The following is a 22,401-nucleotide window of genomic DNA, read 5'->3' as shown; positions in this document are numbered from 1 at the left end:
GGTGCGGATAAGACACTATGCTGTGTTCTTGCGACACAGGTGGTTCAACGGGCGGCTCGACTCGATGAAGGCGGCAACGAAAAAGGGGAGCGTTGCCGCTCCCCTTGTCCGTTCGGCGATGGATGCAGGCGGAGGGTTATTTTACCCCGTGCATCCAGTGCTTGAGTGGCCAGCTGAGCACGAACAGCACCGCGCCCAGGCCGATCGCCCACAGCGAGATGGTGGTGAACACGCTGGTATAGGTGTCCAGGCTGACCTTGAGGTTGGTGACCTGGCCGCCAACGGTTTCGACGCTGGCAAACTGGGCGATGACGCCCGCGACATATTGCGCGACCGAGATCGACAGGAACCACAGGCCCATCATCATGCCGACGATCCGGGCGATCGACAGCTTGGTGATCATGCTGAGGCCGACCGGCGAGATGCAGAGCTCGGCAAAGCTGTGGATGAAGTAGAGCCCGGCGAGCCACCACAAGGTGACCTTGAAGTTCGCGTCGGCGAAGCCTGCGCCCCAGACGAGGAACAGGAAGCCCGCGCCCACGCCCATCAGCGCGATCGAGAACTTGACCGGGATGGACGGTTCGAAGCCGCGCCGTGCCAGCGCGCCCCACAGCATGCTCATCAGCGGCGCCAGGATGATGATGAAGGCGGCGTTGAAGAACTGGGTCTGGCCGGCGTTGATGCTGAACCAGCCGAACACCGACAGGTCGGTATTGCGGTCGGCAAACAGCGTGAGCGAGGAGCCGGCCTGTTCGAACAGCGTCCAGAACACGACGTTGAAGACGATCATCACCATCGCGGCGAGCATCATCTGGAACTCGCGCTTGTCACCCGAGACGAACGACCAGACGAGGATGGCCGGGACGGCGATCAGGAAGGTGCCGAACAGAAGCTTGCCCATGACCGGGAGCGAGGCGATGTAGCCCAGGATTCCCGAGCCAGGTTCAGGCTCCGACGCGCCCATTAGGTTGACGTACAGGAAGTAGAAGACCGGCACGAAGGCGACGGCGCCGAGATAGATCCACAGCGGCGACTTGCCGGCCGCTGAGGCAGGCGTCTCGCCGAAGCCGTTGAGGCGCCCACCGTCGAATTGGATCAGCGCCCAGGAAAGCAGCATACCGATCGCGGCAAGGCCGAAGCCCGCCCACCAGCCGACCGCCTCGGCAAGCCAGGGGCACAGCAACTGGGACAGGAACGACCCCATGTTGATACCCATGTAGAAAATGGTGAAGCCGGTGTCGCGGCGCCGGTCGCCCTGCGTGTAGAGCTCGCCGACCATGGTGGAGATGTTGGGCTTGAAGAAGCCATTGCCCACCGAGACCGCGGACAGCGCGATCAGGAGAAGCGCGACATAGAAGGGGCTGCGCTCCGCGTCTGACTGGAAGCCGCCCTTGGCGACCGTGCGGACGGGCTGGCCGTTCTCCAGCAAGGAGACGGTGCCGTCGTCATTGCCCTTGATCGCCTGGCGACGGTCGCCGTCGATCAGGTAGCGGGTCTCGACGCCGTTCACTTGCTCGACGGCGATTTCGTAGCGCTGACCCTCAATGGTGGCGATCGGCTTGGACACAGGGCCGCCGAAGCAGAGGATGAAATAGCCCAGCGCCATCAAGATCGCGCCGAACTTCACGGCGCGCTTGGAGCCGAGATAGCGGTCGGCGAGATAGCCGCCTACCAATGGGGTCAGGTACACCAAAGCGGTGAAGCCGCCATAGATGCCGGTGGCTTCGCGGTCGCCGAACACGAAGTGCTTGGTGAGGTAGAGCGTGAGCAGCGCGCGCATGCCGTAATAGCCGAAGCGTTCCCACATCTCGGTGGTGAACAGGCGGGCGAGCTGGCGCGGGTGGCCGAACCAAGTTTGTTCGGCGGCAGGATTGATATGGGTGATGTCCGGCTCTGCGCGAGAGTCGGCGGTTGGGGTGTCCACCATGCGGGGAGGTGCTCCAGTGTACTCGGTTTCCGGGCGGGTGCCCGGCGCATGGCGCGGCAAACTAGAGCGATTGGCGCGGGTGTAAAGCGCCTGGCCCCTTGAAGCGGCGCTGGTGATACAACATATCATGCGCTCTACCCGTGCCTGCCCGTCCTGGGGCTTGGCGCTTGTTCAAGGATGTACGTGTTGCATAGACAGACCTGGCTCGACGGAGCGGCGGCGAGCGTGTCGCTGCTGTGCCTGGTGCATTGCCTGGCGTTGCCGTTGCTGATCGCGGCGCTGCCGGCGCTTAGCCAGATGCTGGCGGTGCCGGAGGAATTCCACCGCGGCGTGGCGCTGGTGGCGCTGCCGGCGAGCGCGGTCGCGTTGTTGTCGGGATTCCGCCGGCACCGCAGCGGGCGCGCTTTGGCGCTGGCCATCGTCGGGTTGGGGGCGATTGTTTGGGCCGCGTTCTGGGCGGAGAGTGCGGCCGCCGAGCTGGTGGGAACGGTGTTTGGAAGCGTGCTGGTGAGCGCGGCGCATGTGGTGAACTGGGTGCTGGCGCGGGACCGGGCGCGGCACTGATGCTTGGCCTAGGGCGAGGCAGTGCCTAGATGCGGGCCATGTTCAATGATCGCTCCACGCCGCTCTCGCTCCTCCAGACCCGCCGATCGGGCAAGCCGCGCGACATGGGTGCGCCCGGACCCAGCCTCACGCAGATCGAGGACATGGTGGCGATCGCCGCCCGGACGCCTGATCATGGCAAACTGGCGCCGTGGCGTTTCGTGATTGTGCCCGACGACCAGCGCCCGGCGCTGGCGCTGGCGCTGGTCGAGATCTTGCGCGCTGAGAAGCCGGACGCGACGGCACGGGACGAAGAAGCGGCGGCGCAGTTCGTGACGCAGGCGCCCGGGCTGGTGGTGGTGCTCTCCGCGCCGGTGATCGGGCACAAGGTGCCGGTATGGGAGCAGGAGTTGTCGGCGGGGGCCGCGTGCATGAACCTGCTGCACGCCGCGCACGCGATGGGGTTCGTTGGCGGGTGGCTGACCGGCTGGGCGGCGTATTCCGATGCGGTGCGCGACCTGTTCGGCGCGGCGCCGCAGCGGATCGCTGGGTTCATGTTCCTGGGGTCGCCGCAGCGGGATCTGGAAGAGCGGCCGCGAGGCGACCTGTCCGCGATCGTGCAGCATTGGCGGGGCGGGGCTGGACCTTCGGACTAAGTGCTGTATTATGCGGGCATGACAGCCCTGGAACATGAAGACTCGCCCGTGTACCTGAAGCTGCGGGCGACCATCGCCGCCGCGATCCTGCGCGGGCAATATCGGGCGGGGGACCAGCTTCCCTCGGTACGCGCACTCGCCGCTGAGCATGGCGCCAACCCGCTGACGGTGGCCAAGGCCTATCAGAGCTTCCAGGACGACGGCTATGTCGAGGTGCGGCGCGGGGTGGGCATGTTCGTGCTGGCCGGGGCCGTTGAGCGGCTGCGCACGGCCGAGCGCGAGCGGTTCCTGAACGGCATGTGGCCGCGGGTGCGGGACCATATCGCGCTGCTGGGACTGGACGTGAATGCGCTGCTGGATCGCGAGATCGCCTGAAATGCGCGCTTCCGCCTGAGTTCGTTCACGCGAAGGCGCGAAGGCGCTAAGTTTTAGAAGAAGATAGAGGTTCGCGCAGAGGCGCAGAGGCGCGGAGGCGCAGAGAGAAGAAGGGGGCTGCCGCGTAGCGGCCTTCTTGCATCGTGTGCCTTGTGGCCACCGCTTGCTTTGTCTCCCGGACGCGAGCCTTGGCATGTCTCCGCGCCTCTGCGCCTCTGCGCGAACCTCTTTCTCTTCGTGCCTTCGCGCCTTCGCGTGAAATTGATCCTGCTTCGGCGGGCCCTTTTCCGGGACGTTGGGCTCGCTGCGCTCGCACCCACCCCCGGCCCCTCCCTTTGCAGGGAGGGGAGTTGTAGGCGGTCGCGTTAAAAGGCGGCTGCGTCGAGGGCGTAGAGGATGTCGGCCTTGGCGGTGGCGGCGGCTTTTAGGCCGAGGGCTTCGGGAACGATCTGTTCGACGTAGAAGCGGGCGGTGACCTGCTTCATCTGGAGGAAGGCGGGGTCGCCTTCGCTGCTGGCGGCGATGCGGCCGCTTTGCTCCATCAGCCAGCCGCATACCGCGACCGAGAGCATGGTCAGGAATGGGTAGCTCCCGGCGAGCCGGTCGTCGATCTCGGCGGCGAGCAAGTGGCGCGTAACCTCCACGCAGGCATCGATCAGGTCGCGCAGGGCTGTGTGTTCGGCGTCGCCGCGCATGCGGTTCAGCAGCGCGAGAACGGTGGCGCCCCCGTCCATGTTGAGCTTGCGGCCGACCAGGTCGGCGGCTTGGACGCCGTTGGTGCCTTCATAAATGGGCGTGATGCGGGCGTCGCGGAAATGCTGGGCGGCACCGGTTTCCTCGATATAGCCCATGCCGCCATGGACCTGGACGCCGAGGCTGGCGACTTCGTTGCCGAGATCGGTGGCGTGCGCCTTGGCAAGCGGAGTGAGCAGTTCGACCAGCGCCTTTGCCTGCGCGTCGCCGGCATGGCCGCGGTCGAGCTGGCCGAAGGCGTAGTAGACCAGCGCGCGGGCAGCCTGGGTCTGGGCCTTCATGCGCAGCAGCATGCGGCGGACGTCGGGATGCTCGATGATTGCGGCGGCGGCACCGGCGCGCGCACCCTGGATGCGCTCACGGGCGTAGATCGCGGCGCGCTGGGTGGCGCGCTCGGCGACCTGTACGCCCTGGAGGCCGACATCGAGGCGGGCGTTGTTCATCATCGTGAACATGGCGCGGATGCCGCCGAACTCGGGGCCGATCAGCTCGCCGATGCAGTCGTCGTGATCGCCGAAGGAGAGCACGCAGGTGGGCGAGGCGTGAAGGCCCATCTTGTGTTCGATCGAGACGACGCGAACGTCGTTGGGGGTGCCGGGCGTGCCATCGGCGTTCAGGCGGAACTTGGGGACCAGGAACAGAGACAGCCCCTTGGTACCCGCGGGCGCACCGGGGGTGCGCGCGAGGACGAGGTGGACGATGTTGTCGGCCATGTCGTGGTCGCCGAACGAGATGAAGATCTTGACGCCCTTGATCCGATAGGTGCCGTCGCCGACCGGATCGGCCTTGGTCTTGAGCGCGCCGACATCGGTGCCGGCCTGCGGCTCGGTAAGGTTCATCGTGCCGGTCCATTCGCCGGTCGACAGCTTGGGCAGATAGAGCGCCTGCTGCTCGGGCGAGCCGTGATGGGTCAGCGCCTCGATCGCACCGACGGTGAGGATGGGGGCGAGCGCGAAGCCCATGTTGGCGGTGCCGAGCGTTTCGAGCACGGCGACCGACAGGCTGACGGGCAGGCCCTGGCCGCCATGCTCAGCGGGCGAGCCAATCGTGCCCCAGCCACCCTCGACATAGGCCTGATAGGCGTCGCGGAAGCCTTCGGGCATGTGAACGCCGGTTTCGCTCCACTTGGCGCCGATGGTGTCGCCGATGCGCTCGAGCGGCGCCCATTCACCGGCCGCGAACTCGCCTGCGCCGTCGAGCACGGCATCGAGCATGTCGATGGATTCGGGGCTGATCTCGGCCAGGCGGACGAGGTGGTCGAGCACGAAACGCTGCTCGGCGGTGGCGGGGGTGAACATCGCTGTCCTCTCTACTCTTGTACGGCTTTGCGCGGCGCTATAGCGCGCTGGGGGTGAGCCCGACAAATCCGCGCATCTTACCCTACGGCGAGGCCGCGATCCTCGAAGCGGCGCAGGTGATTCGCGCCGGTGGCTGCGTCGCGGTGCCGACGGAAACGGTCTATGGCCTGGCCGCCGATGCCACCGATTCGCGTGCAGTCGCCGGGATTTACGAGGCCAAGGGGCGACCGAGCTTCAATCCGCTGATCGTGCATGTGCCCGATCTGGAAGCGGCCGAGCTTATCGCGGTGTTCGACGAGGATGCGCGCGCGCTGGCGCGGCGCTTCTGGCCCGGGCCGCTGACCCTGGTGCTGCCGGTGCGGGTGGAGGCGGGGATTTCGCCGCTGGTGACGGCGGGGTTGAATACGATCGCGCTGCGGGTGCCGGACCATCGCGCGATGCAGGCGCTGCTGGATGCGAGCGGGCTGCCGCTGGCGGCGCCCTCGGCCAATGCCAGCGGGGGGATTTCGCCGACGCGGGCGGCCCATGTCGCGGCGAGTTTGGCGGGGCGAATCCCGTTGGTGATCGATGATGGTGCTACGCCCGCCGGGCTGGAGTCCACGATCGTGCAGGGGCGAACGGTGCTGCGGCCAGGGCCGCTGAGTGCACGAGACCTGTTTCCCGGTGGGGCGATGCAGGCCGCAGCCGGCGGCGCGATCGTCGCGCCGGGGCAGCTGGAGAGCCATTATGCGCCGGGCAAGCCGCTGCGACTGAACGCGCGCGAGCGGGAAGCGGGGGAGTGGCTGATCGGGTTTGGCGAAGTGCTGGGGGACGATACGCTGTCGCTGCGCGGCGACTTGACCGAGGCGGCGGCGAACTTGTTTGCGGCACTGCACCGGGCGGATGCGCGGGCCGTTGGCGGGATTGCGGTGGCGCCGCTGCCGGAGCTTGGAATCGGTGTGGCGATCAACGACCGGCTGCGACGGGCTGCGGCGCCGCGGTGAAGCGGGTGAAAAGAAAAGGCCGAGGCATCGAGCCCCGGCCTTTTCTGTACCCACCCCTTGATCCCCTCCCTTGCAGGGAGGGGAAGGAGGCTTACGCCGCCGCGCCTTCCTTTACGCGGGCCGCGAAGCTCTTGCGGAGTTTGCGCAGCTTGGGCGGGATCACCGACAGGCAATAGGGATTCCGCTGGCCTTCGCCCTGCCAATATTCCTGGTGATAGTCCTCGGCGGGGTACCAGTCCGACAGCGGTTCGATCGTGGTGACGATCGGGGCCGGCCAGTCGGCGCTGGCGCGCTGCATGGCAGCCTTCACCTCGGCTTCCTGCTCGGGGGAGTGCGGGAAGACGGCGGAGCGGTACTGGGTGCCCACGTCATTGCCCTGGCGGTTGAGCTGGGTCGGATCGTGGGTGGCGAAGAAGATGTCGAGGATCTCGCCATAGCTGACCTGGTCGGTGTCGAAGGTCACCCGGATCGCCTCTGCGTGCCCTGTGTTGCCGCCGCACACTTCCTTGTAGGTCGGGTTCGCTTTGGTGCCGCCGATATAGCCGCTTTCCACCGTGTCGACGCCGATCACGTCCTTGAACACTGCCTCGGTGCACCAGAAGCAGCCGCCGGCCAGCGTCGCGATTTCCTTTGCCATACTGATCTCCTTTGTTTGGCATGTAGGAATGGCGCGGCTATGCCGCAACGCGACGTAAGGAGACGATGATGCGCGACGGTACGGTGCTGGTGACGGGCGGTGCAGGCTATATCGGCAGCCATGCGGTGCTGGCCTTGCTCGACGCGGGCTGGAAGGTCGTGGTGGTCGACAATCTGGTGACCGGGTTCGACTGGGCCGTGGACAAGCGGGCCAAGCTGGTGGTGGCGAACATCGAGGACGAGGCCGTTGTGCGCCAGACGATGCGCGACGAGGGCGTGATCGCGGTGATGCACTTTGCCGGATCGGTGGTGGTGCCGGAGTCGGTGAGCGACCCGCTGAAGTACTATCGCAACAACACGGTCGCGAGCCGCTCGCTGATCGAGAGCGCGGTGGCGGAGGGCGTGAAGCACTTCATCTTCTCGTCGACCGCGGCGACCTATGGCATTCCCGAGGTCGTGCCGGTGCGCGAGGACAGCCCCAAATCGCCGATCAATCCGTACGGCATGTCCAAGCTGATGACCGAGTTCATGCTGAAGGACGTCGCGGCGGCGCACCCGATCAACTATTGCGCGCTGCGCTACTTCAACGTGGCCGGGGCCGATCCGCAGGGGCGCTCGGGCCAGTCGACCACGGGCGCGACGCACCTGATCAAGATCGCGGCGGAAGCGGCGACGGGGAAGCGGGCGGCGGTGAGCGTGTTCGGCACCGACTTTGCGACCGACGACGGCACGGGCGTGCGCGACTATATCCACGTCACCGATCTGGCCGCGGCGCATGTCGATGCGCTCGACCTGCTGATCGCACGGCCGGAGGAAAGCCACACGATGAACTGCGGCTATGGCCGGGGCTTCTCGGTGATGCAGGTATTGGACGCCGTCGACCGCGTGACCAATCGGACGATCGAGCGGCGCATGGAAGGCCGGCGTGCCGGCGATCCCGACGCACTGGTTGCGGACAACAGCAAGATCCTGGCGACGCTGCCGTGGCGGCCCAAGCATGACGATCTGGAAGGGATCGTGAAGGACGCGCTGGCGTGGGAGCGGACACTGGCTGAGCGGCAGGGGTGAGGCCTAGATCCTCCCCTTGCAGGGAGGATTGCTATGCCTGTGGCGCCTTCTGGAACAGCTTGAGTTCCAGGCGCCACCACAACATCGCCCAGGCGCTGCCGAACGCCCACCCGGCGGCGACGTCGCTGGGCCAATGGACGCCTAGGTAGAGGCGGCTGATGCCGATCAGCGCCACCAGCGTGAGCGCGACGGTGAGCAGATAGGCGCGGGTGCGCCAGCCGCTGACCACCGGGAAGAGCAGGGTGGCGAGGGTCAGGTAGACGATCGCGCTGTTGGCGGCGTGGCCGCTGGGGAAGCTGTGCGAGGTTTCGGCCATTAGCCGGTCGATCAGGTCGGGGCGGGCGCGGCTGACCAGTGCCTTGATGAAGGTGACCAGCCAGGCGCCCAGCGACGTGGCCGCGACCACCAGCAGCGCTGCTCGGTAGCGGTGCTTGATCAGCAGGAAGATGGCCGTGGTAGCGACCACCAGCGTGAGCACGGTGGTGCTGCCCAGCGCAGTGATGTCGCGGACTGCCGAGGGAAGCCAGGCGGGGCCGATCGGCTGCGCGGGGTTTCCCGGCACGCGCATGGCGAGCATGATCGCGCGGTCGAGCGAGCCCGGGCCGTCCGCCAGGCTGCGGCCGAGCCAGAGCAGGGCGAGCAGCAGGAGCGCGACGCCGGTGGCCGCGGCGACTGGCCAGGGGACACGGCGCGAGGCTGCGGCTTCGGGACGCAGGGTTTCGGGTGGCTTGGGCGTGGTCATTGGTGCGCTAACGGACTGGGCAGCGTGGGGTTGCGTTCGGCCCCCCTCTCCCGCTTGCGGGAGAGGGGTGGGGTGAGGGTTCTGCGCAATTCCGTTTGTGTGTCGGGCGTGCCACTGGCGTGTTGCTTGCGGGGGCGCCCCCTCCGTCATGCTTCGCATGCCACCTCCCCCGCTGAAGCGGGGGAGGATCTAGAGGTTAGATCTGCACGCGCAGGGTTGCGCGGAAGTCGCGGCCGGCGAGGGGGGCGTAGTCCTTGAGCGCGCTGGTGTGGCGGCGCGCCTCGACGTCGAACAGGTTGTTCGCCGACAGGATCAGGCTGGTGTTCGACGCGGCGCCCCAGGGCTTCCAGGCGAGCGAGGCGTTGACCAGCGTGAAGCCGGGCGTGGCGGTTTCGAAGGTGGCGACGCGGTCCTGTTCGAAGCTATGTTCCACTTCGACGCGGGCGTTGAAGCGGTCGGACTGAGCCTCGAGCCCGCCCAGGAGGCGCAGCGGCGGGATGCGGGGCACGGCGCCGCCGTCGACCACTTCGGCATGGACGTAGTCGGCCAGCGCATCGGCGTTGAGTGCGAAGCCACCGACTCGGCCGAGGCGTACCGAGCCCTGCGCCTCGAAGCCGTAATAGCGGGCATCGGCCTGAAGATACTGGAAGACCGGGAGTTCGTCTTGCGTCTTGCCGGTCGGCGTGTCGAAGATATAGTCCGAGAACCAGTTGTAATAGGCGGAGGTGGAGAAGTTCCAGCCATCGCCTGAGCCCTTGAGTGTCGCCTCCAGGCCCCAGGCCTTTTCGGTGGTGAAGTCGGGGTTGCCGATCTCGAACACCTGCGTGCCGGCATGGGGGCCGTTGGAGAAGAGTTCCTCGGGCGCGGGTGCGCGTTCGCTGCGCGATGCGTTGAGACCCAGGCGCAGCCCGTCGGCCAGGGCATAGCTTGCCCCGAGCGAGCCGGAGACGCTGTCGAAGCTGCGGCGATAGGTGGGGCTGCCGAGATCGGTGTCGGCGGCGGCGGTCAGTTCGTTGCGTTCGTAGCGCAGCGCCGCTTCGGCCTTGAGCGGGCCGAAATCGAGCGACTGCAAGGTGAAGAGGCCGTACTGGCTGCTCTGGGTGCGCGGCAGGAACTTTTCCTCGCCGATCACCTGAAAGCGGCGGGACGAGATCTGGGCGCCGGTGACGCCTTCCCATGCACCGCTGGGTGCCTGCACCAGCTCCACGCGGCCTTCCATCCCCTTGTTGAAGAAGCTGGTGCCGATGGAGCCATCGCTTTCCAGCTCGTCGTGGCGATACTCGGCCGCGGCTGCGCGCAAGCGGATGCGGTCGAGCACGCCGCCGCCGGTCTCGACCTCGCCGCGCAAGTCGAAGCGCGTCTGCTTGAGGTTCAGGCGAACATTGCTGTGGTCGTGGCCTTCCTCCTCATGCCCTGCGTCGCCTTCATGATCATGATCATGGTCGTGGTGGATCTCGAAGCGGGCGGGGACGCCGTACAGGCTTTCGTAGTGGCTGACGGCAAAACCGAGCGAGCCGGTGTCGGTGATGAGCGACAGGCCGCCGGCAACGTCCCAGGTCTCCGCCGCGCTGTTGCGCAGCCGCCCGCGGACATTGGCTTCCTCGAGCAGTTCGGGGTTGTTGTCCTCCGCGGCGTGTTCGGCGGCATGTTCACGCACGTCGCGGGCATAGAGATAACCGCCGGTGCGCAGGTCGCCGGTCTTGAGGTAGCTGCCATCGGCGTGCGCGACGATGCGGTCGCCGAGCGGCACGTTGAGCACGCCCGCGACCGAGCGCTCATCGGCGGCGGAGCCATAGCGGGCGATCGCGTCCACATGGACCGGCTCTTCGGGCAGGTGGCGGGGAATGCGGCTGTCGATCACATTGACCACGCCGCCGATCGCGGAGGGGCTGAACAGGAGCGCAGTGGGGCCGCGAAGGATCTCGATACGGTCGGCGGTGAGGGGATTGATCGCCGTCGCGTGATCGGCGGAGGTGTTCGACACGTCGATCGTGCCGATCCCGTCAGTGAGCAGCCGCGCGCGATCGCCCGTGAAGCCGCGCAGCACCGGGCGCGAGGCATTCGGGCCGAAGGATGTGGCCGACACGCCCGGCTGACGGGCGAGCGTTTCGCCGATGGTGGACCGCAGTTCGCGCGTGAGATCCTCGCCGGAAAGCACCGCGGTGCCGCCAAGCACATCGGCGGTTGCGCGGGGGCGGGCGCCGGTGACCACGACTTCCTGTGTCGGCTGTTGATGATCCTGGTCGGCGGGCGCGGCGGCGGCGGGGGCGGCCGGCATGTCGGTATTGGCGGGGGCCGGCACATCGTTGGCGTGGGCGGGCGTGGCGATCAGAGCGACAGAGGCAAGCAACAGGCGACGCAGCATTCGATGTCCTAATCGGCGATGGTTTCGCCAGGCATTAATTGCGATGTTATATAGTATCAAGCTATTTTCGGCGGACGGAGGACCTAAACCCGGAGGGCAACCACCCTACTTCGTTTTCGTCTGCTCCTTGGAAGTCGGCGGCGGTGCCTTGGGCGCGGGCCAGAAGGCTATCGGGGCGAGAATCGGCAGGTCCATTGCCTGCCCGTTCTTACGGACAGGCCTTACGCGGGCACCCTGCACAAGGCGGATGGCGGCGCGGTCAAAGCCGTCTCCGGGGCGGCTGATTGCGGCGACCTTGCAGCGATGGGGCCGGCCACTGGGCTTAACGTAGCAGGCAACCACGACGCGCACTTCGACGTCGAGTTTGCGGTGTTGCGGCGGCCATTCGCGCTCGAAAGCGGCGCGGGTTGGTTTCTCGATCCAGTCTGCGCGGGCGAAGCGGACCCCGCCCTCGCCACCGCCGGTGCCGCTGCCGCTGCCGCTGCCGGCGCCATTTCCGGCTCCGCTTCCGCTTCCCGCACCCGAACCCTGTCCGGTGCCGTCGCTACCCTGTGCGGTGCCTGGTGCTGGTGTGGTGGCGGGCGGCGCTTCCGGGTGGATCAGCGGTGATGGCGGCGCGAGCGCGAGAACGGGTGCTGGATTCGCCAAAGTGGGGAGGGGCGGCGGGCTGGCCTTGCGCCCGCCGGCGGCGGCTTGGGGTTTGGCGGTGCTGATGCGGCTAGGCTTCGGCTCGTCCTGCTCAGGCGGTGGTGGCGGCGGCAGCGGCGGTGGGACGTCGAAGATCGAGATCGGTGCCGGCTCGGGTGGCGCGGAGAAGCTGGCTGGCTTGCCGAAGAGGAGCAGGGCGAGTGCGGCGAGCAGAAGGGCGGCGTTGCAGCAGGCGATCAGCGTTCGCTCGCGCCGCCCCAGCCCCGCATAATGCGCGCGCGCGACGGAGTCGCGGCGCGGCGGTAGCGGTGGGGTGTAGCGGTTCAAGCGCGCAGCCCTGCCCTTCGGAATCGAGGTCCAGGCGGGCAGTGTGACGCGGGCGTCTCATCGTGGCAAGCGGCTCAGGGGCGTAGCGTTCGCGCCTCGTATACCAGCGTTTCGCCCTTTTCGGCGCGGAAGCCGATTTCGGTCGTGGCGCTCCCTGTGGCCGAGAGGGGGTAATCGATGGTGACGAACTTTGGCACCGCCGGCCCTGCGCGGCGCTCGGTGGCGAGCGGCTTGCCGTCGGCGGTGATCGCGGCGACCCGGTCGATGTCGGTGCCCCAATAAGTGATGCGCAGGATCGTCGCGCCGGGCTCGCGGGCGAGACGGAAGCGCATCGCTTCGCGGGTCAGCAGTTTGCGCCCGCTGCGGCCGTTCAGCTGAAAAGCCTCGCTCTTTGCCGACTGGAAGGCGTGGTCGCGCTCGGGCTGCATTTCGCCCAAGTAGAACACGTCGATCGTGCGGCGGGCGAGCTCGGCGCGGGCGGTGGCGTCGGCGACATAGGCGTCGCGGGCGGTGGCCCAACGCTCGGGCGTGAAGTGCTTGAGATAGACGGCGGTGCGGCGGTCATGGAGCGGGTAGAAGGGCTTGAGCGTGGTTTCGCCGCCCAGCGGGTCGGCGACGCGATATTGGTGCAGCGCGCCCAGGATCGGCTTGGCCGCTTGGACGGGATTGCCGGCGGCGACCAGCGCGGGACCAACACCTTCGAACGGGCGGTCGGCCGGGCCGAGATCAGCGGCGAGGACGAGCGGGCCGCTCAGGAAGGCGAGCGTGTTCGAGTCGCCAGGGATCGCTTCGGTGCGCAGCGCCATCGGCAGGGAGAGGGTGACGCGCTCGCCCGCCTTCCAGCGGCGCTTGAGGCGGGCATAGCCCTGCGTGGGTGCGAGCGGCATCGGCTTGCCGTCGAGTTCGAGCGTTGCGCCCTCGCTCCATCCAGGGATGCGGAGCGCTAGTTCGGAGGTGCGGCGGGGCGCCTTTTCGACCGTGAGGGTGATGCGCCCGTCCATCGGGTATTCGGTGTCGAGCGCGAGCTTCCAGCCGCGATCGGGCAGGTCGAGCGCGGAGGGGATGTAGAGGTTGACGTAGAGGGTGTCGGCGCTCTGCCAATAGATCGAGTCGGCATGCTTGGCGTGGCTCTCCATGCCTGAGCCGACGCAACACCAGAAGCTTTCCTCGGGCGTCGAATAGGAGCGGCGGCCACCCGCGGCCATGGGCATGAAATAGACGAACATGCCGGTGTCGGGGCGCTGGTGCGCGAGCATGTGGTTGAGCTGGACGCGTTCGTAATAGTCGAAGAGCGACGCGTCGGGCTGCCAGCCATAGAGGTGGCGGGTGAGCTTCAGCATGTTGTAGCTGTTGCACGCCTCGCAGGTGGTTTCGGCGATGGCGTCGGCGAGCTGGCCCGGCTTGCCGAAATGCTCGCGGTCGCTGTTGCCGCCAATCGCATAGCTGTGATGCTGGGTGACCGTGGAGTGGAAGAACCGCGCGGCGGTGGCGTGCGCCGGGTTGCCGGTCAGCTCGTGCAGGCGGGCAAGGCCGATCACCTTGGGGATCTGGGTGTTGGCGTGAAGGCCGGCGAGCTTGTCCTGCTGGGCGGTCAGCGGATCGAGCACTGCCTTGTGGCGCAGGCGCTCGGCCAAACGCAGCCAGCGGGGATCGCCGGTGATCGCATAGGTGTCGGCATAGGATTCGTTGATGCCGCCATGTTCGGCGCGCAGGATCTGCTGGACCTGATCGTCCGACAGGCCCTCGATGATCGTCCCGAAATAGCCCGACAGGCCGAGCAGGAGCGGGAGCGCGCGAGGATTGTTCGCCAGGCGGTGCGCGTCGACCAGGCCGGCATGCACCTTGTGCCAGGTATAGACCGGCACCCAGCCGCCATTGAGGTCGAAGCCGCCGGTGCGGATGTCGCCGCGGCGGACCTCTTCGAACACGATCTTGCCGTCGACGATCTTCCCGCCACGCTCGACAGTGGTGCCGCCGAGATAGCCGTCGCCATGCGCGGCCTGGATGCGGGCCATTTCGGAGAGGGCGTGGTCGAGCCGTGCGGCGATCTCACGGTCGCCGGTGTCCGCGATCACCAGCGCGCAGGCGGTGAGCCAGTGGCCGAGGGAGTGGCCGGCAATGCCCGCGGCTTCCCAGCCGCCATAGACGGGGGCGGGGGCGGGGAGGCCGGCGGAGGTGTAGAAATTGTGGAGCAGGCGCTCGGGATCGAGCGAGAGCAAGTACCGGCGGTTCGCGGCGGTGGCGTCGGCGAAGGGCGAGGGCTTCAGCGTGACGTGGCGCGCGGCGACCGGTTCAGCGCGGGTGGCGCGGTCGGGGACTTTGACCTGGGCGAGGGCGGGGCCGGTGAGGGCAAGGATGCTGGCGCCGGCGAGGAAGTTGCGGCGGGTGGGGGTGAGGGTCATCGGTCCGCTCCTGATTTCATGCGCGCGCTGCGCACGCCTCGATCCTCCCCCGGAGGGGAGGTGGCAGCCCGCAGAGCTGACGGAGGGGTAGTGCGCCACGGGCCGGATCGCTCGCGGAGAATACCCCTCCACCACGCTGCGCGTGGTCCCCCTCCCCCTCCGGGGGAGGATCTACCTACCCTTAGTGGTTGTCGCGGGGCAGGCCCATGGTCTGGGCGATCTTCTGGTACTTTTCAGCACCTTCGAGGATCGCGCCGGTGTTCATCTGGCCGACCACCGAGCGCTGGATTTCCTGCCACGGAGTCTGCGACGCCGGGTACTTGAAGCCGCCTTCGGCTTCCAGCTTGGCGCGGCGGGTAGCCAGCTCCTCGTCGGAGACCAGAACGTCGGCAGTGCCCTTGTTCAAGTCGATGCGGACGCGGTCGCCGGTCTGGATCAGCGCCAAGCCACCCATGGCTGCTGCCTCGGGGCTGGCGTTGAGGATCGACGGGCTGCCGCTGGTGCCGGACTGACGGCCATCACCGATGCACGGGAGCGCATGCACGCCCTCGCGGATCAGATAGGCTGGCGGACGCATGTTCACGACCTCGGCCGCGCCGGGATAGCCGATCGGGCCGGCGCCGCGCATGAACAGCAGCGTCTGATCGGTGATGCCGGTCGCCGGATCGTCGATGCGGTGATGATAGTCCTCGGGACCGTCGAACACGACTGCCGGACCCTCGAACGCGTCGGGATCTTCCGGGTTGGAGAGATAGCGGTCGCGGAACTCGGGCGAGATCACGCTGGTCTTCATGATCGCGGCGTCGAACAGATTGCCCTTGAGGACAATGAAGCCGGCATCTTCCACAAGCGGCTGTACGAACGGACGGATGACCTTCTCGTCCTCGATCGTCGCGTCGCGGCAATTGTCGCCCATCGACTTACCGTTCACGGTGAGCACGCCCTCGTGGATCAGGCCCTGTTGCATCAGCTGGGCGGTGACCGCTGGAACGCCGCCGGCGCGGTAATAATCCTCGCCGAGATATTCGCCGGCCGGCTGCAGGTTGACCAGCAGCGGAACCTTGTGGCCCTTTTCCTGCCAGGTCTCGATCGGCAGATCGACGCCGACATGGCGCGCGATTGCCGCCAAGTGGATCGGCGCGTTGGTCGAGCCGCCGATCGCCGAATTGACGACAATCGCGTTCTCGAACGCTTCACGAGTCAAAATGTCGGAGGGCTTGAGGTCCTCGGCCACCATTTCGACGATGCGTTTGCCGGTGATGTACGAGACTTCCTGGCGGTCGCGATACGGCGCGGGAATAGCCGCCGAGCCAGGCAGCGACATGCCGAGCGCTTCGCACAGCGAGTTCATCGTCGTGGCGGTGCCCATGGTGTTGCAATAGCCCGTCGACGGCGCGGACGACGCAACGAGCTTGATGAACTCCTTGTCGTCGATCTCGCCGGCGGCGAGCATCTGGCGCGCCTTCCACACGATGGTGCCCGAGCCGGTGCGCTCGCCCTTGTGCCAGCCATTGAGCATCGGGCCGACCGACAGGGCGATCGCCGGAATGTTCACGGTTGCCGCCGCCATCAGGCAGGCCGGCGTGGTCTTGTCGCAGCCGATCGTCAGCACGACGCCATCGATCGGATAGCCGTAGAGCAGCTCGACCAAGCCCATATAGGCGAGGTTGCGGTCAAGGCCCGCGGTGGGGCGTTTGCCGGTTTCCTGGATCGGATGGACCGGGAATTCGATGGCGATGCCGCCGGCTTCGCGGATACCCTCGCGCACGCGCTCCGCCAGCACCAGGTGGTGGCGGTTGCACGGGGAAAGATCGCTGCCGGTCTGGGCAATGCCGATGATCGGCTTGCCCGACTGGAGTTCTTCCAGGCTGATCCCGAAATTCAGGTACCGCTCCAGATAAAGGGCGGTCATGTCGATATTGTCGGGATTGTCGAACCAAGCGCGTGAACGAAGCTTGGGCGGGTTCTGAGCTGTCATGGCAGGTCCGTTACTGGGAAACCGAAAGGCGGTAGATCATGACATGCCTGTACGGCTTGCCCGGATCAACACGAGCGGAAACGAATTTCGACTGATTTGGTGCATCGGGAAATTTCTGGGGCTCCAGCGCAATGCCGTCACCCATGCGGTACAGATGGCCGGACTTGCCGTAATAGGTGCCGTCTAGGAAGTTGCCCGTGTAGAACTGGACGCCGGGCTCCGTGGTGAGCACTTCGAGCACGCGGCCCGAGGCGGGATCTTCCAGACGCGCGGCCAGTTCGGGCTTGGCGGTCAGGCCCTTGTCGAGCGCGAAGTTGTGGTCATAGCCCTGGCCATAGCGGATCTGCTGGTCAGTGCCGTCGCGAAGACCCTCGCCGATCATGCGGGCTTTACGGAAATCGAACACGCTGCCGGAGACCGGGCGAAGCTCGCCGGTCGGGATCAGCGCGGCGTTGACCGGCGTGTAGGTGGTGGCGAGGATGGTGAGCAGATGGCCCATCGCGCCCATCGGCGAGCCTTCGCCGGCCAGGTTGAAGATCGCGTGGTTGGTCATGTTGACGACGGTCGGTTTGTCGGTGGCCGCGTCGAACGCGATCTGGAGCGCGCCGTCTTCGTCGAGCGAATAGGTGACCTTCACGTCGAGCTTGCCGGGATAGCCCGAGTCGCCCTCAGCGCTGGTGAGGCCGAACACCACGCGCGCCGTGGGGCCGCTCTCGACCGAGAGGATGCGCCAGTTCTTCTTGTCGAAACCCTGGCCACCGCCGTGCAGCGAGTTGGTCTTGTCGTTGAGCGGCAGCTGGTAGCTCTTGCCGTTCAGCGTGAACTTGCCGCCGGCGATGCGGTTGGCATAGCGGCCGACGGTGACGCCGAAATAGTTGGGATGGTCGACATAGGAGGCGAGATCGTCATAGCCCAACGTCACGTCGGCGATCTTGCCGGCGCGGTCGGGCCCCTTGAGCGATTGCAGCGTGGCGCCGTAGGTCAGGATGCGTGCGGAGACACCCTTGGCGTTGGACAGGGTGACCGCCTCCACCGCAGTGCCGTCCTTCAGCGTGCCTGCCGCTTCGCGCTTGGCTTCGGCAGCCGTCGCCGACTGCGCCACAAGCATCACGCCGAGCGCCGCTGCGCCCATGAATGTCGCCTTGCCCATCCCGTGTATCTCCTCTCCAGTGCCTCGGCGCCGTTGACGCGCCCTTCCTCACCCATATAGTCAGACAAAAATCGTAATGGAAGCTGGCTGGGAATCCTTGGTTGGACTCGCTAGGCCTTCCATTCCAAGGAGAGAAGGATCGCGATGCCCGCACCCATAAACGCAGCATCCACCGCTCGGGCGCATTCGCCTGGGTCCGGCGGAAGCTATCGACCGGCCCTGACGCTGCTTGCCAGCCTGTTCTTTATGTGGGGCTTCATCACCGTTATCAACAACACGCTGCTGCCGCACCTGCGCAGCGTGTTCGAACTCGACTATACGCAGACGACGCTGATCGAGTCGGTGTGGTTCATCGCGTATTTCGTGGCGTCGATTCCGTCGGCCAAGCTGATCGAGCGGATCGGATACCAGAAGTCGATCGTGATCGGCCTGGTGGTCATGGCAGCCGGCGCGCTGCTGATGGTGCCGGCGGCGCGCATCCCGTCTTATGGCTTGGTGCTGACCGCATTGTTCATCATCGCCAGCGGCATCACGCTGCTGCAGGTCGCGGCTAACCCCTATGTGGCGGTCATCGGTCCGCCCGAGACTGGCTCGTCGCGCCTGAACCTGGTGCAGGCGTTCAACTCGCTGGGCACCACGCTCGCGCCTTTGTTCGCGGGCTATCTGATCCTGGGCCGTTCGAAGGGCGGCACCGCAGAGGCCGGCGTGACGCTGACCGCGGCGGAGCGTTATGCCGACGCGCAGTCGGTGATCCTGCCTTATCTGATCGTCGCGGCCGTCCTGATCCTGCTGGCGGTTGTGATCGCGCGCTTCCCGCTTCCGGCGATCGGCCAGGCGACGCAGCGCGTTTCGCGTGAGGATCGCCGCAGCCTGTCGCTGTGGAAGCACCGCAACCTGGTCTGGGGTGTTCCCGCGATCTTCATCTACCTGATCGCCGAGATCGGTGTCGCCAACCTGTTCATCAACTTCGTGTCGCAGCCCGACATCGCCAACATCACGCACGAGCAGGCTTCGCGCTATCTCGCGCTGCTGTGGGGCGGCATGATGGTGGGCCGCTTTGCCGGCAGCCTGATCATGCAGAAGATCCCGGCGGACAAGGTTCTGGCTGCCTTTGCGATCGGCGCGTTCGTCGTGATGCTGCTGGCGACCTTTACCACGGGGCCTGCCGCGATGTGGTTCCTGATCCTGGTGGGCCTGTTCCACTCGATCATGTTCCCGACGATCTTCACGCTGGGCATCAAGGGCCTGGGTCCGCTGACTGAAGAGGGTTCGGGCCTGCTCATCATGGCGATCGCTGGTGGTGCGCTCGTCGTCGTGCAGGGTTGGTTGGCTGACACGATCGGTCTGCAGATGTCGTTCCTGCTGACGGCGGCGTGCGAGCTGTACATCCTGTTCTACGCGCTGTGGGGCTCCAAGCCGACGCACGCGCTGCCGGACCAGCAAGTGGTGTGATCCGAAACGGGCCGCGCTTCGGCGCGGCCTGGACTGAACTGGAATGCACGGGAACGGGGAGCGGCGGTGCCGGTCCCCGTTTTCGTTTGTGTGGTCCTCAGGCCTGCATGGCGCTGCGGGTGTCCTCAAGCGCCAGGTCGACCAGCGTGCGCATTGCCTCCGCAGCAGCGGCGGCGTCGCCGGCAGCAATCGCGTCATAGACGCGGACATGGTCGGGAATCGGATTGCGGGGCAGGGCGCGGGCGCGTTGCTTGAACTGGGTGGTCCAGCTGACCGCCGCGCCGATGCTGGCGCTGAGCGCCACCACGGCTTCGTTGCGCGTCGCCTGGAGCAGCGCGTTGTGGAAGTCGCGGTCGGCGGCTCGGCCTGCCTCAGTGGCGAGCGAGTGCTTGCGCATCGCCGTCAGCGCTGTCTTCATCGACTTCAGGTCGTCGCGGTCGCGGCGCTGGGCCGCCAGGCTGGCAGCGGCGGGTTCGACGATCTGGCGCAGTTCAAACAGGTTGCGGATGAACTCGATGTCCGGCTCGCCGGTAAAGGCCCAGGCGAGCACGTCGGGGTCGAGCAGGTTCCAGCGGTTGCGCGGTAGCACGCGGGTGCCCGCCTTGGTCCGGCTTTCCACCAGGCCCTTGGCGACCAGCACCTGCACTGCCTCGCGATACGCGCTGCGCGAGACGTTGAGCGTTTCGGAAAAGGCGACTTCGCCCTCCAGCCGGTCGCCAGGGGCATATTCGCCCGAGACGATCGCGGCGCCCAGCTTGTGCGCTATCGCCCCGTGCAGGCGACGGCCCGTGCCGCGCCTGGGGCGTGATTCCGCACCCTCGTCTTCCCCCTGATCCACGATTTCCAGGGCCTCTCCGGCTGTCTTCATTCCACCCCGTTCATCATCGTGGTGCGTTGTTGTTGCACGTTTGTATCAGCCAAAGGAGAGGAACGAAAGATTGCCTAACGGGCGGAACGAGAATATGTCTGACTAAAAGGAGAGGACAGTGCCCGCTGAACGACCGTCTGGAGCAGAAGTGCCGCGTTTTCGCGCGCCATGCCGGCGGCTTGCGGATGTCCCGGCCACCATGCCCTGTTTCCCCAGCCGCCGACCGGCACGCCGCGCAGCAGCCGGCGCGGTCCGCGCACAACATCTGAAATCGAGGAACGCGAGATGAGCCTACGCCTGTTGCAGCATCGGGGCGCCGACGGCACCCTGTCGGTGGTCGCAGCCCAGGGAGGTCGCGCCGCGACCGTGCCCGGCGTGGCCAGCGTGCGTGAACTCGCGCTTCGGGCGATCGAGGCCGGGCAGAGCTTGGCGCAGGCGATCGAAGCTGCTGGCGAGGGCGCCGCGGTCGACCTGCAGGCCGAATTCACTGCTGGCAATTTCGTCTCGCCGATCAGCCATGAGGATCCGGCGCACCTGGTGATGACCGGCACTGGGCTCACCCATCTCGGCTCGGCCGAAGGGCGCGACAAGATGCATCGCGAGGCGGCTGCGGCTGAGAAGCAGACCGATTCGATGCGCATGTTCCTGGAAGGCGTGGAGGGCGGCAAGCCCGCTGCCGGCGAGACCGGACAGCAGCCCGAATGGTTCTATAAGGGCGATGGCTCGCAGCTGGTCGGCCCGGGCGAGCCGCTGGCCATGCCGGCATTCGCGCAGGATGGCGGCGAGGAGCCGGAGCTGGCCGGGATCTACCTGATCGGTCCCGACGGCACGCCGCACCGGCTGGGGCTGTGCCTGGCCAACGAGTTCAGCGACCATGTGACCGAGCGGCACAATTATCTGTGGCTGGCGCATTCCAAGCTGCGCCAGGCAGCGCTTGGCCCCGAGCTGCTGGTCGGCGAGGCGCCGCGTGACGTGCGCGGGGCGAGCCGCATCGTGCGCAATGGCGAGACGCTGTGGGAGAAGCCGTTCCTGTCGGGTGAGGACAATATGTCGCACAGCCTGGCGAACCTGGAGCATCACCACTTCAAATATCCGCTGTTCCGGCGCCCGGGCGACATTCACGTCCACTTCTTTGGCACCGCGACGTTGTCGTTCAGCGACGGCATCCGCACGGAAGAAGGCGACGTGTTCGAGATCGAAGCCAAGCCCTTCACGCTGCCGCTGCGCAACCCGCTGGCGCGCGAAGCCGCGCAGAGCGTCGTGGTGAAGGCGCTCTGATGGCCGCGATCAAGATTGCCATCGTCGGCATGGGCAAGATCGCCCATGACCAGCACCTCCCTTCTATCGCTGGGAACCCCGCCTTTGAGCTGGCCGCGACGGTCAGCTCGCGCGGCGAGGCCGTGAACGACCTTCCGCATTTCCGCACGCTCGGCGAGTTGCTTGAGGCCGGGGTGGACATCGACGCGGTGGCGCTCTGCACGCCCCCACAGGTCCGCTACGACCTGGCGCGGCAGGCGATCACCGCGGGCAAGCATGTGTTCCTGGAAAAGCCGCCCGGCGCGACGCTGGCCGAAGTGGCGCTGCTCGACGCGCAGGCAGAGGCTGCGGGCGTGACGCTGTTCGCCAGCTGGCACTCGCGCTACGCCGCGGGCGTGGAGCCGGCGCGCCAGTGGCTGACCGGGCGCAAGATCAACAGCGCTTCGATCGTGTGGCGCGAGGATGTGCGCGTCTGGCATCCCGGCCAAGACTGGATCTGGGAGCCGGGTGGCCTGGGCGTGTTCGACCCCGGCATCAACGCGCTGTCGATCGCCACGCATATCCTGCCGCCCTTCTTCCTGCAGGAGGGCCGCTTGTCGCTGCCGGCCAACCGGGCCGCGCCGATTGCCGCCGACCTGCATTTTCGCGCCGGTGACGGCACGCCGGTGCACATGGACCTGGACTGGCGCCAGACCGGCCCGCAGAGCTGGGACATCACCGTCGAGACCGATGGCGGTACGCTGAAGCTCGAAAAGGGCGGCGCGGTGCTGACCACGCCGGAAGGCACGCAGACCGCCGAGGATCGCGAATATCCCGGTCTGTATGCGCGCTTCGCCGAGCTGGTGCAGGCTGGTGAGCGCGATGTCGACACCGCACCGCTGCGGCTGGTGGCCGACGCGTTCCTGCGCGGCCATCGCCTGGCGGTGGAAGAATTCCACGACTGAAGACCTGATGCCGGTCGCTTCCAAGGGAG

18 protein-coding genes are annotated in these 22,401 nt (G+C 66.9%); 8 read left to right on the top strand and 10 right to left on the bottom strand.

Going from position 1 to position 22,401, the window contains the following annotated elements; translation table 11 throughout:
- Positions 1 to 136: 136 nt before the first annotated feature.
- Positions 137 to 1,927, bottom strand: a complete 1,791-nt coding sequence (locus LQ953_RS03550; RefSeq protein ID WP_231029298.1) for a peptide MFS transporter — start codon at positions 1,925 to 1,927, stop codon at positions 137 to 139.
- A gap of 186 nt (positions 1,928 to 2,113) precedes the next feature.
- Here LQ953_RS03550 and LQ953_RS03545 point away from each other — a divergent pair, with 186 nt between their 5' ends.
- From LQ953_RS03545 to LQ953_RS03535, 3 genes are read left to right on the top strand one after another with little or no spacing between them, the layout of a single operon-like run.
- On the top strand, positions 2,114 to 2,491 hold the full coding sequence (locus LQ953_RS03545) for a MerC domain-containing protein (RefSeq protein ID WP_231029297.1): 378 nt from the start codon (positions 2,114 to 2,116) through the stop codon (positions 2,489 to 2,491).
- Positions 2,492 to 2,529: 38 nt separating this feature from the next.
- Positions 2,530 to 3,126 (top strand): nitroreductase family protein, encoded by a 597-nt coding sequence (locus LQ953_RS03540; RefSeq protein ID WP_231029542.1) that lies wholly within the window; start codon positions 2,530 to 2,532, stop codon positions 3,124 to 3,126.
- A gap of 18 nt (positions 3,127 to 3,144) precedes the next feature.
- A complete protein-coding gene (locus LQ953_RS03535; RefSeq protein ID WP_231029296.1) occupies positions 3,145 to 3,501 on the top strand; it encodes a GntR family transcriptional regulator in 357 nt (118 codons plus the stop codon).
- A gap of 365 nt (positions 3,502 to 3,866) precedes the next feature.
- Here LQ953_RS03535 and LQ953_RS03530 read toward each other — a convergent pair whose 3' ends face one another.
- Positions 3,867 to 5,552 carry an acyl-CoA dehydrogenase gene (locus tag LQ953_RS03530; RefSeq protein WP_231029295.1) on the bottom strand — a complete coding sequence of 562 codons (1,686 nt, stop codon included), beginning with the start codon at positions 5,550 to 5,552 and terminating at the stop codon, positions 3,867 to 3,869.
- Between the two features lie 47 nt (positions 5,553 to 5,599).
- Between LQ953_RS03530 and LQ953_RS03525 the strand changes: the two genes are divergently transcribed.
- The gene (locus LQ953_RS03525) at positions 5,600 to 6,535 is read left to right on the top strand and encodes an L-threonylcarbamoyladenylate synthase (RefSeq protein WP_269141299.1); all 936 of its coding nucleotides are present in this window, start codon (positions 5,600 to 5,602) and stop codon (positions 6,533 to 6,535) included.
- 91 nt (positions 6,536 to 6,626) lie between these two features.
- Here the strand turns inward: LQ953_RS03525 and msrA are convergent, their stop codons facing one another.
- Positions 6,627 to 7,172, bottom strand: a complete 546-nt coding sequence (msrA, locus tag LQ953_RS03520; protein ID WP_231029293.1) for a peptide-methionine (S)-S-oxide reductase MsrA — start codon at positions 7,170 to 7,172, stop codon at positions 6,627 to 6,629.
- A gap of 68 nt (positions 7,173 to 7,240) precedes the next feature.
- On the opposite strand from msrA, the gene galE reads away from it, so the two are divergent.
- The gene (gene galE / locus LQ953_RS03515; protein ID WP_231029292.1) at positions 7,241 to 8,239 is read left to right on the top strand and encodes a UDP-glucose 4-epimerase GalE; all 999 of its coding nucleotides are present in this window, start codon (positions 7,241 to 7,243) and stop codon (positions 8,237 to 8,239) included.
- 31 nt (positions 8,240 to 8,270) lie between these two features.
- Here galE and LQ953_RS03510 read toward each other — a convergent pair whose 3' ends face one another.
- From LQ953_RS03510 to LQ953_RS03485, 6 genes are all read right to left on the bottom strand, one after another.
- A complete protein-coding gene (locus tag LQ953_RS03510) occupies positions 8,271 to 8,981 on the bottom strand; it encodes a phosphatase PAP2 family protein (protein WP_231029291.1) in 711 nt (236 codons plus the stop codon).
- A gap of 196 nt (positions 8,982 to 9,177) precedes the next feature.
- Positions 9,178 to 11,346, bottom strand: coding sequence for a TonB-dependent receptor (locus LQ953_RS03505; RefSeq protein ID WP_231029290.1), 2,169 nt, complete (start codon positions 11,344 to 11,346; stop codon positions 9,178 to 9,180).
- A 105-nt stretch (positions 11,347 to 11,451) separates the two neighbouring features.
- Positions 11,452 to 12,321 carry an energy transducer TonB gene (locus LQ953_RS03500; protein WP_231029289.1) on the bottom strand — a complete coding sequence of 290 codons (870 nt, stop codon included), beginning with the start codon at positions 12,319 to 12,321 and terminating at the stop codon, positions 11,452 to 11,454.
- A 74-nt stretch (positions 12,322 to 12,395) separates the two neighbouring features.
- Positions 12,396 to 14,723, bottom strand: coding sequence for a glycoside hydrolase family 127 protein (locus tag LQ953_RS03495; protein ID WP_231029288.1), 2,328 nt, complete (start codon positions 14,721 to 14,723; stop codon positions 12,396 to 12,398).
- A 181-nt stretch (positions 14,724 to 14,904) separates the two neighbouring features.
- The gene (locus LQ953_RS03490; RefSeq protein WP_231029287.1) at positions 14,905 to 16,701 is read right to left on the bottom strand and encodes an IlvD/Edd family dehydratase; all 1,797 of its coding nucleotides are present in this window, start codon (positions 16,699 to 16,701) and stop codon (positions 14,905 to 14,907) included.
- A gap of 10 nt (positions 16,702 to 16,711) precedes the next feature.
- On the bottom strand, positions 16,712 to 17,851 hold the full coding sequence (locus LQ953_RS03485) for an aldose epimerase family protein (RefSeq protein ID WP_231029286.1): 1,140 nt from the start codon (positions 17,849 to 17,851) through the stop codon (positions 16,712 to 16,714).
- 144 nt (positions 17,852 to 17,995) lie between these two features.
- Here LQ953_RS03485 and LQ953_RS03480 point away from each other — a divergent pair, with 144 nt between their 5' ends.
- Positions 17,996 to 19,303, top strand: a complete 1,308-nt coding sequence (locus tag LQ953_RS03480) for a sugar MFS transporter (protein ID WP_231029285.1) — start codon at positions 17,996 to 17,998, stop codon at positions 19,301 to 19,303.
- 97 nt (positions 19,304 to 19,400) lie between these two features.
- On the opposite strand, the gene LQ953_RS03475 is transcribed toward LQ953_RS03480, so the two are convergent.
- The gene (locus LQ953_RS03475; RefSeq protein WP_231029284.1) at positions 19,401 to 20,171 is read right to left on the bottom strand and encodes a FadR/GntR family transcriptional regulator; all 771 of its coding nucleotides are present in this window, start codon (positions 20,169 to 20,171) and stop codon (positions 19,401 to 19,403) included.
- Between the two features lie 285 nt (positions 20,172 to 20,456).
- Here LQ953_RS03475 and araD1 point away from each other — a divergent pair, with 285 nt between their 5' ends.
- On the top strand, positions 20,457 to 21,449 hold the full coding sequence (gene araD1, locus LQ953_RS03470) for an AraD1 family protein (RefSeq protein WP_231029283.1): 993 nt from the start codon (positions 20,457 to 20,459) through the stop codon (positions 21,447 to 21,449).
- Positions 21,449 to 22,372, top strand: a complete 924-nt coding sequence (locus LQ953_RS03465) for a Gfo/Idh/MocA family protein (RefSeq protein ID WP_231029282.1) — start codon at positions 21,449 to 21,451, stop codon at positions 22,370 to 22,372. The genes araD1 and LQ953_RS03465 overlap by 1 nt, the downstream gene beginning before the upstream one ends.
- Positions 22,373 to 22,401 lie beyond the last annotated feature (29 nt).

The sequence above is a fragment of the Sphingomonas sp. IC-56 genome (assembly GCF_021043375.1).
GTDB lineage: Bacteria > Pseudomonadota > Alphaproteobacteria > Sphingomonadales > Sphingomonadaceae > Sphingomonas.
The sequence above is the reverse complement of the archived record's forward strand: the minus strand, read 5'-3'. Positions and strand labels throughout refer to the sequence as shown.

Excerpts from the sequence above, each read along its gene's own strand:
- LQ953_RS03550 (WP_231029298.1), bottom strand. The coding sequence starts at position 1,927 with ATGGTGGACACCCCAACCGCCGACTCTCGCGCAGAGCCGGACATCACC.
- LQ953_RS03540 (WP_231029542.1), top strand. The coding sequence starts at position 2,530 with ATGTTCAATGATCGCTCCACGCCGCTCTCGCTCCTCCAGACCCGCCGA.
- LQ953_RS03535 (WP_231029296.1), top strand. The coding sequence starts at position 3,145 with ATGACAGCCCTGGAACATGAAGACTCGCCCGTGTACCTGAAGCTGCGG.
- LQ953_RS03530 (WP_231029295.1), bottom strand. The coding sequence starts at position 5,552 with ATGTTCACCCCCGCCACCGCCGAGCAGCGTTTCGTGCTCGACCACCTC.
- msrA (WP_231029293.1), bottom strand. The coding sequence starts at position 7,172 with ATGGCAAAGGAAATCGCGACGCTGGCCGGCGGCTGCTTCTGGTGCACC.
- galE (WP_231029292.1), top strand. The coding sequence starts at position 7,241 with ATGCGCGACGGTACGGTGCTGGTGACGGGCGGTGCAGGCTATATCGGC.
- LQ953_RS03510 (WP_231029291.1), bottom strand. The coding sequence starts at position 8,981 with ATGACCACGCCCAAGCCACCCGAAACCCTGCGTCCCGAAGCCGCAGCC.
- LQ953_RS03505 (WP_231029290.1), bottom strand. The coding sequence starts at position 11,346 with ATGCTGCGTCGCCTGTTGCTTGCCTCTGTCGCTCTGATCGCCACGCCC.
- LQ953_RS03495 (WP_231029288.1), bottom strand. The coding sequence starts at position 14,723 with ATGACCCTCACCCCCACCCGCCGCAACTTCCTCGCCGGCGCCAGCATC.
- LQ953_RS03490 (WP_231029287.1), bottom strand. The coding sequence starts at position 16,701 with ATGACAGCTCAGAACCCGCCCAAGCTTCGTTCACGCGCTTGGTTCGAC.
- LQ953_RS03485 (WP_231029286.1), bottom strand. The coding sequence starts at position 17,851 with ATGGGCAAGGCGACATTCATGGGCGCAGCGGCGCTCGGCGTGATGCTT.
- LQ953_RS03480 (WP_231029285.1), top strand. The coding sequence starts at position 17,996 with ATGCCCGCACCCATAAACGCAGCATCCACCGCTCGGGCGCATTCGCCT.
- LQ953_RS03475 (WP_231029284.1), bottom strand. The coding sequence starts at position 20,171 with ATGAAGACAGCCGGAGAGGCCCTGGAAATCGTGGATCAGGGGGAAGAC.
- araD1 (WP_231029283.1), top strand. The coding sequence starts at position 20,457 with ATGAGCCTACGCCTGTTGCAGCATCGGGGCGCCGACGGCACCCTGTCG.
- LQ953_RS03465 (WP_231029282.1), top strand. The coding sequence starts at position 21,449 with ATGGCCGCGATCAAGATTGCCATCGTCGGCATGGGCAAGATCGCCCAT.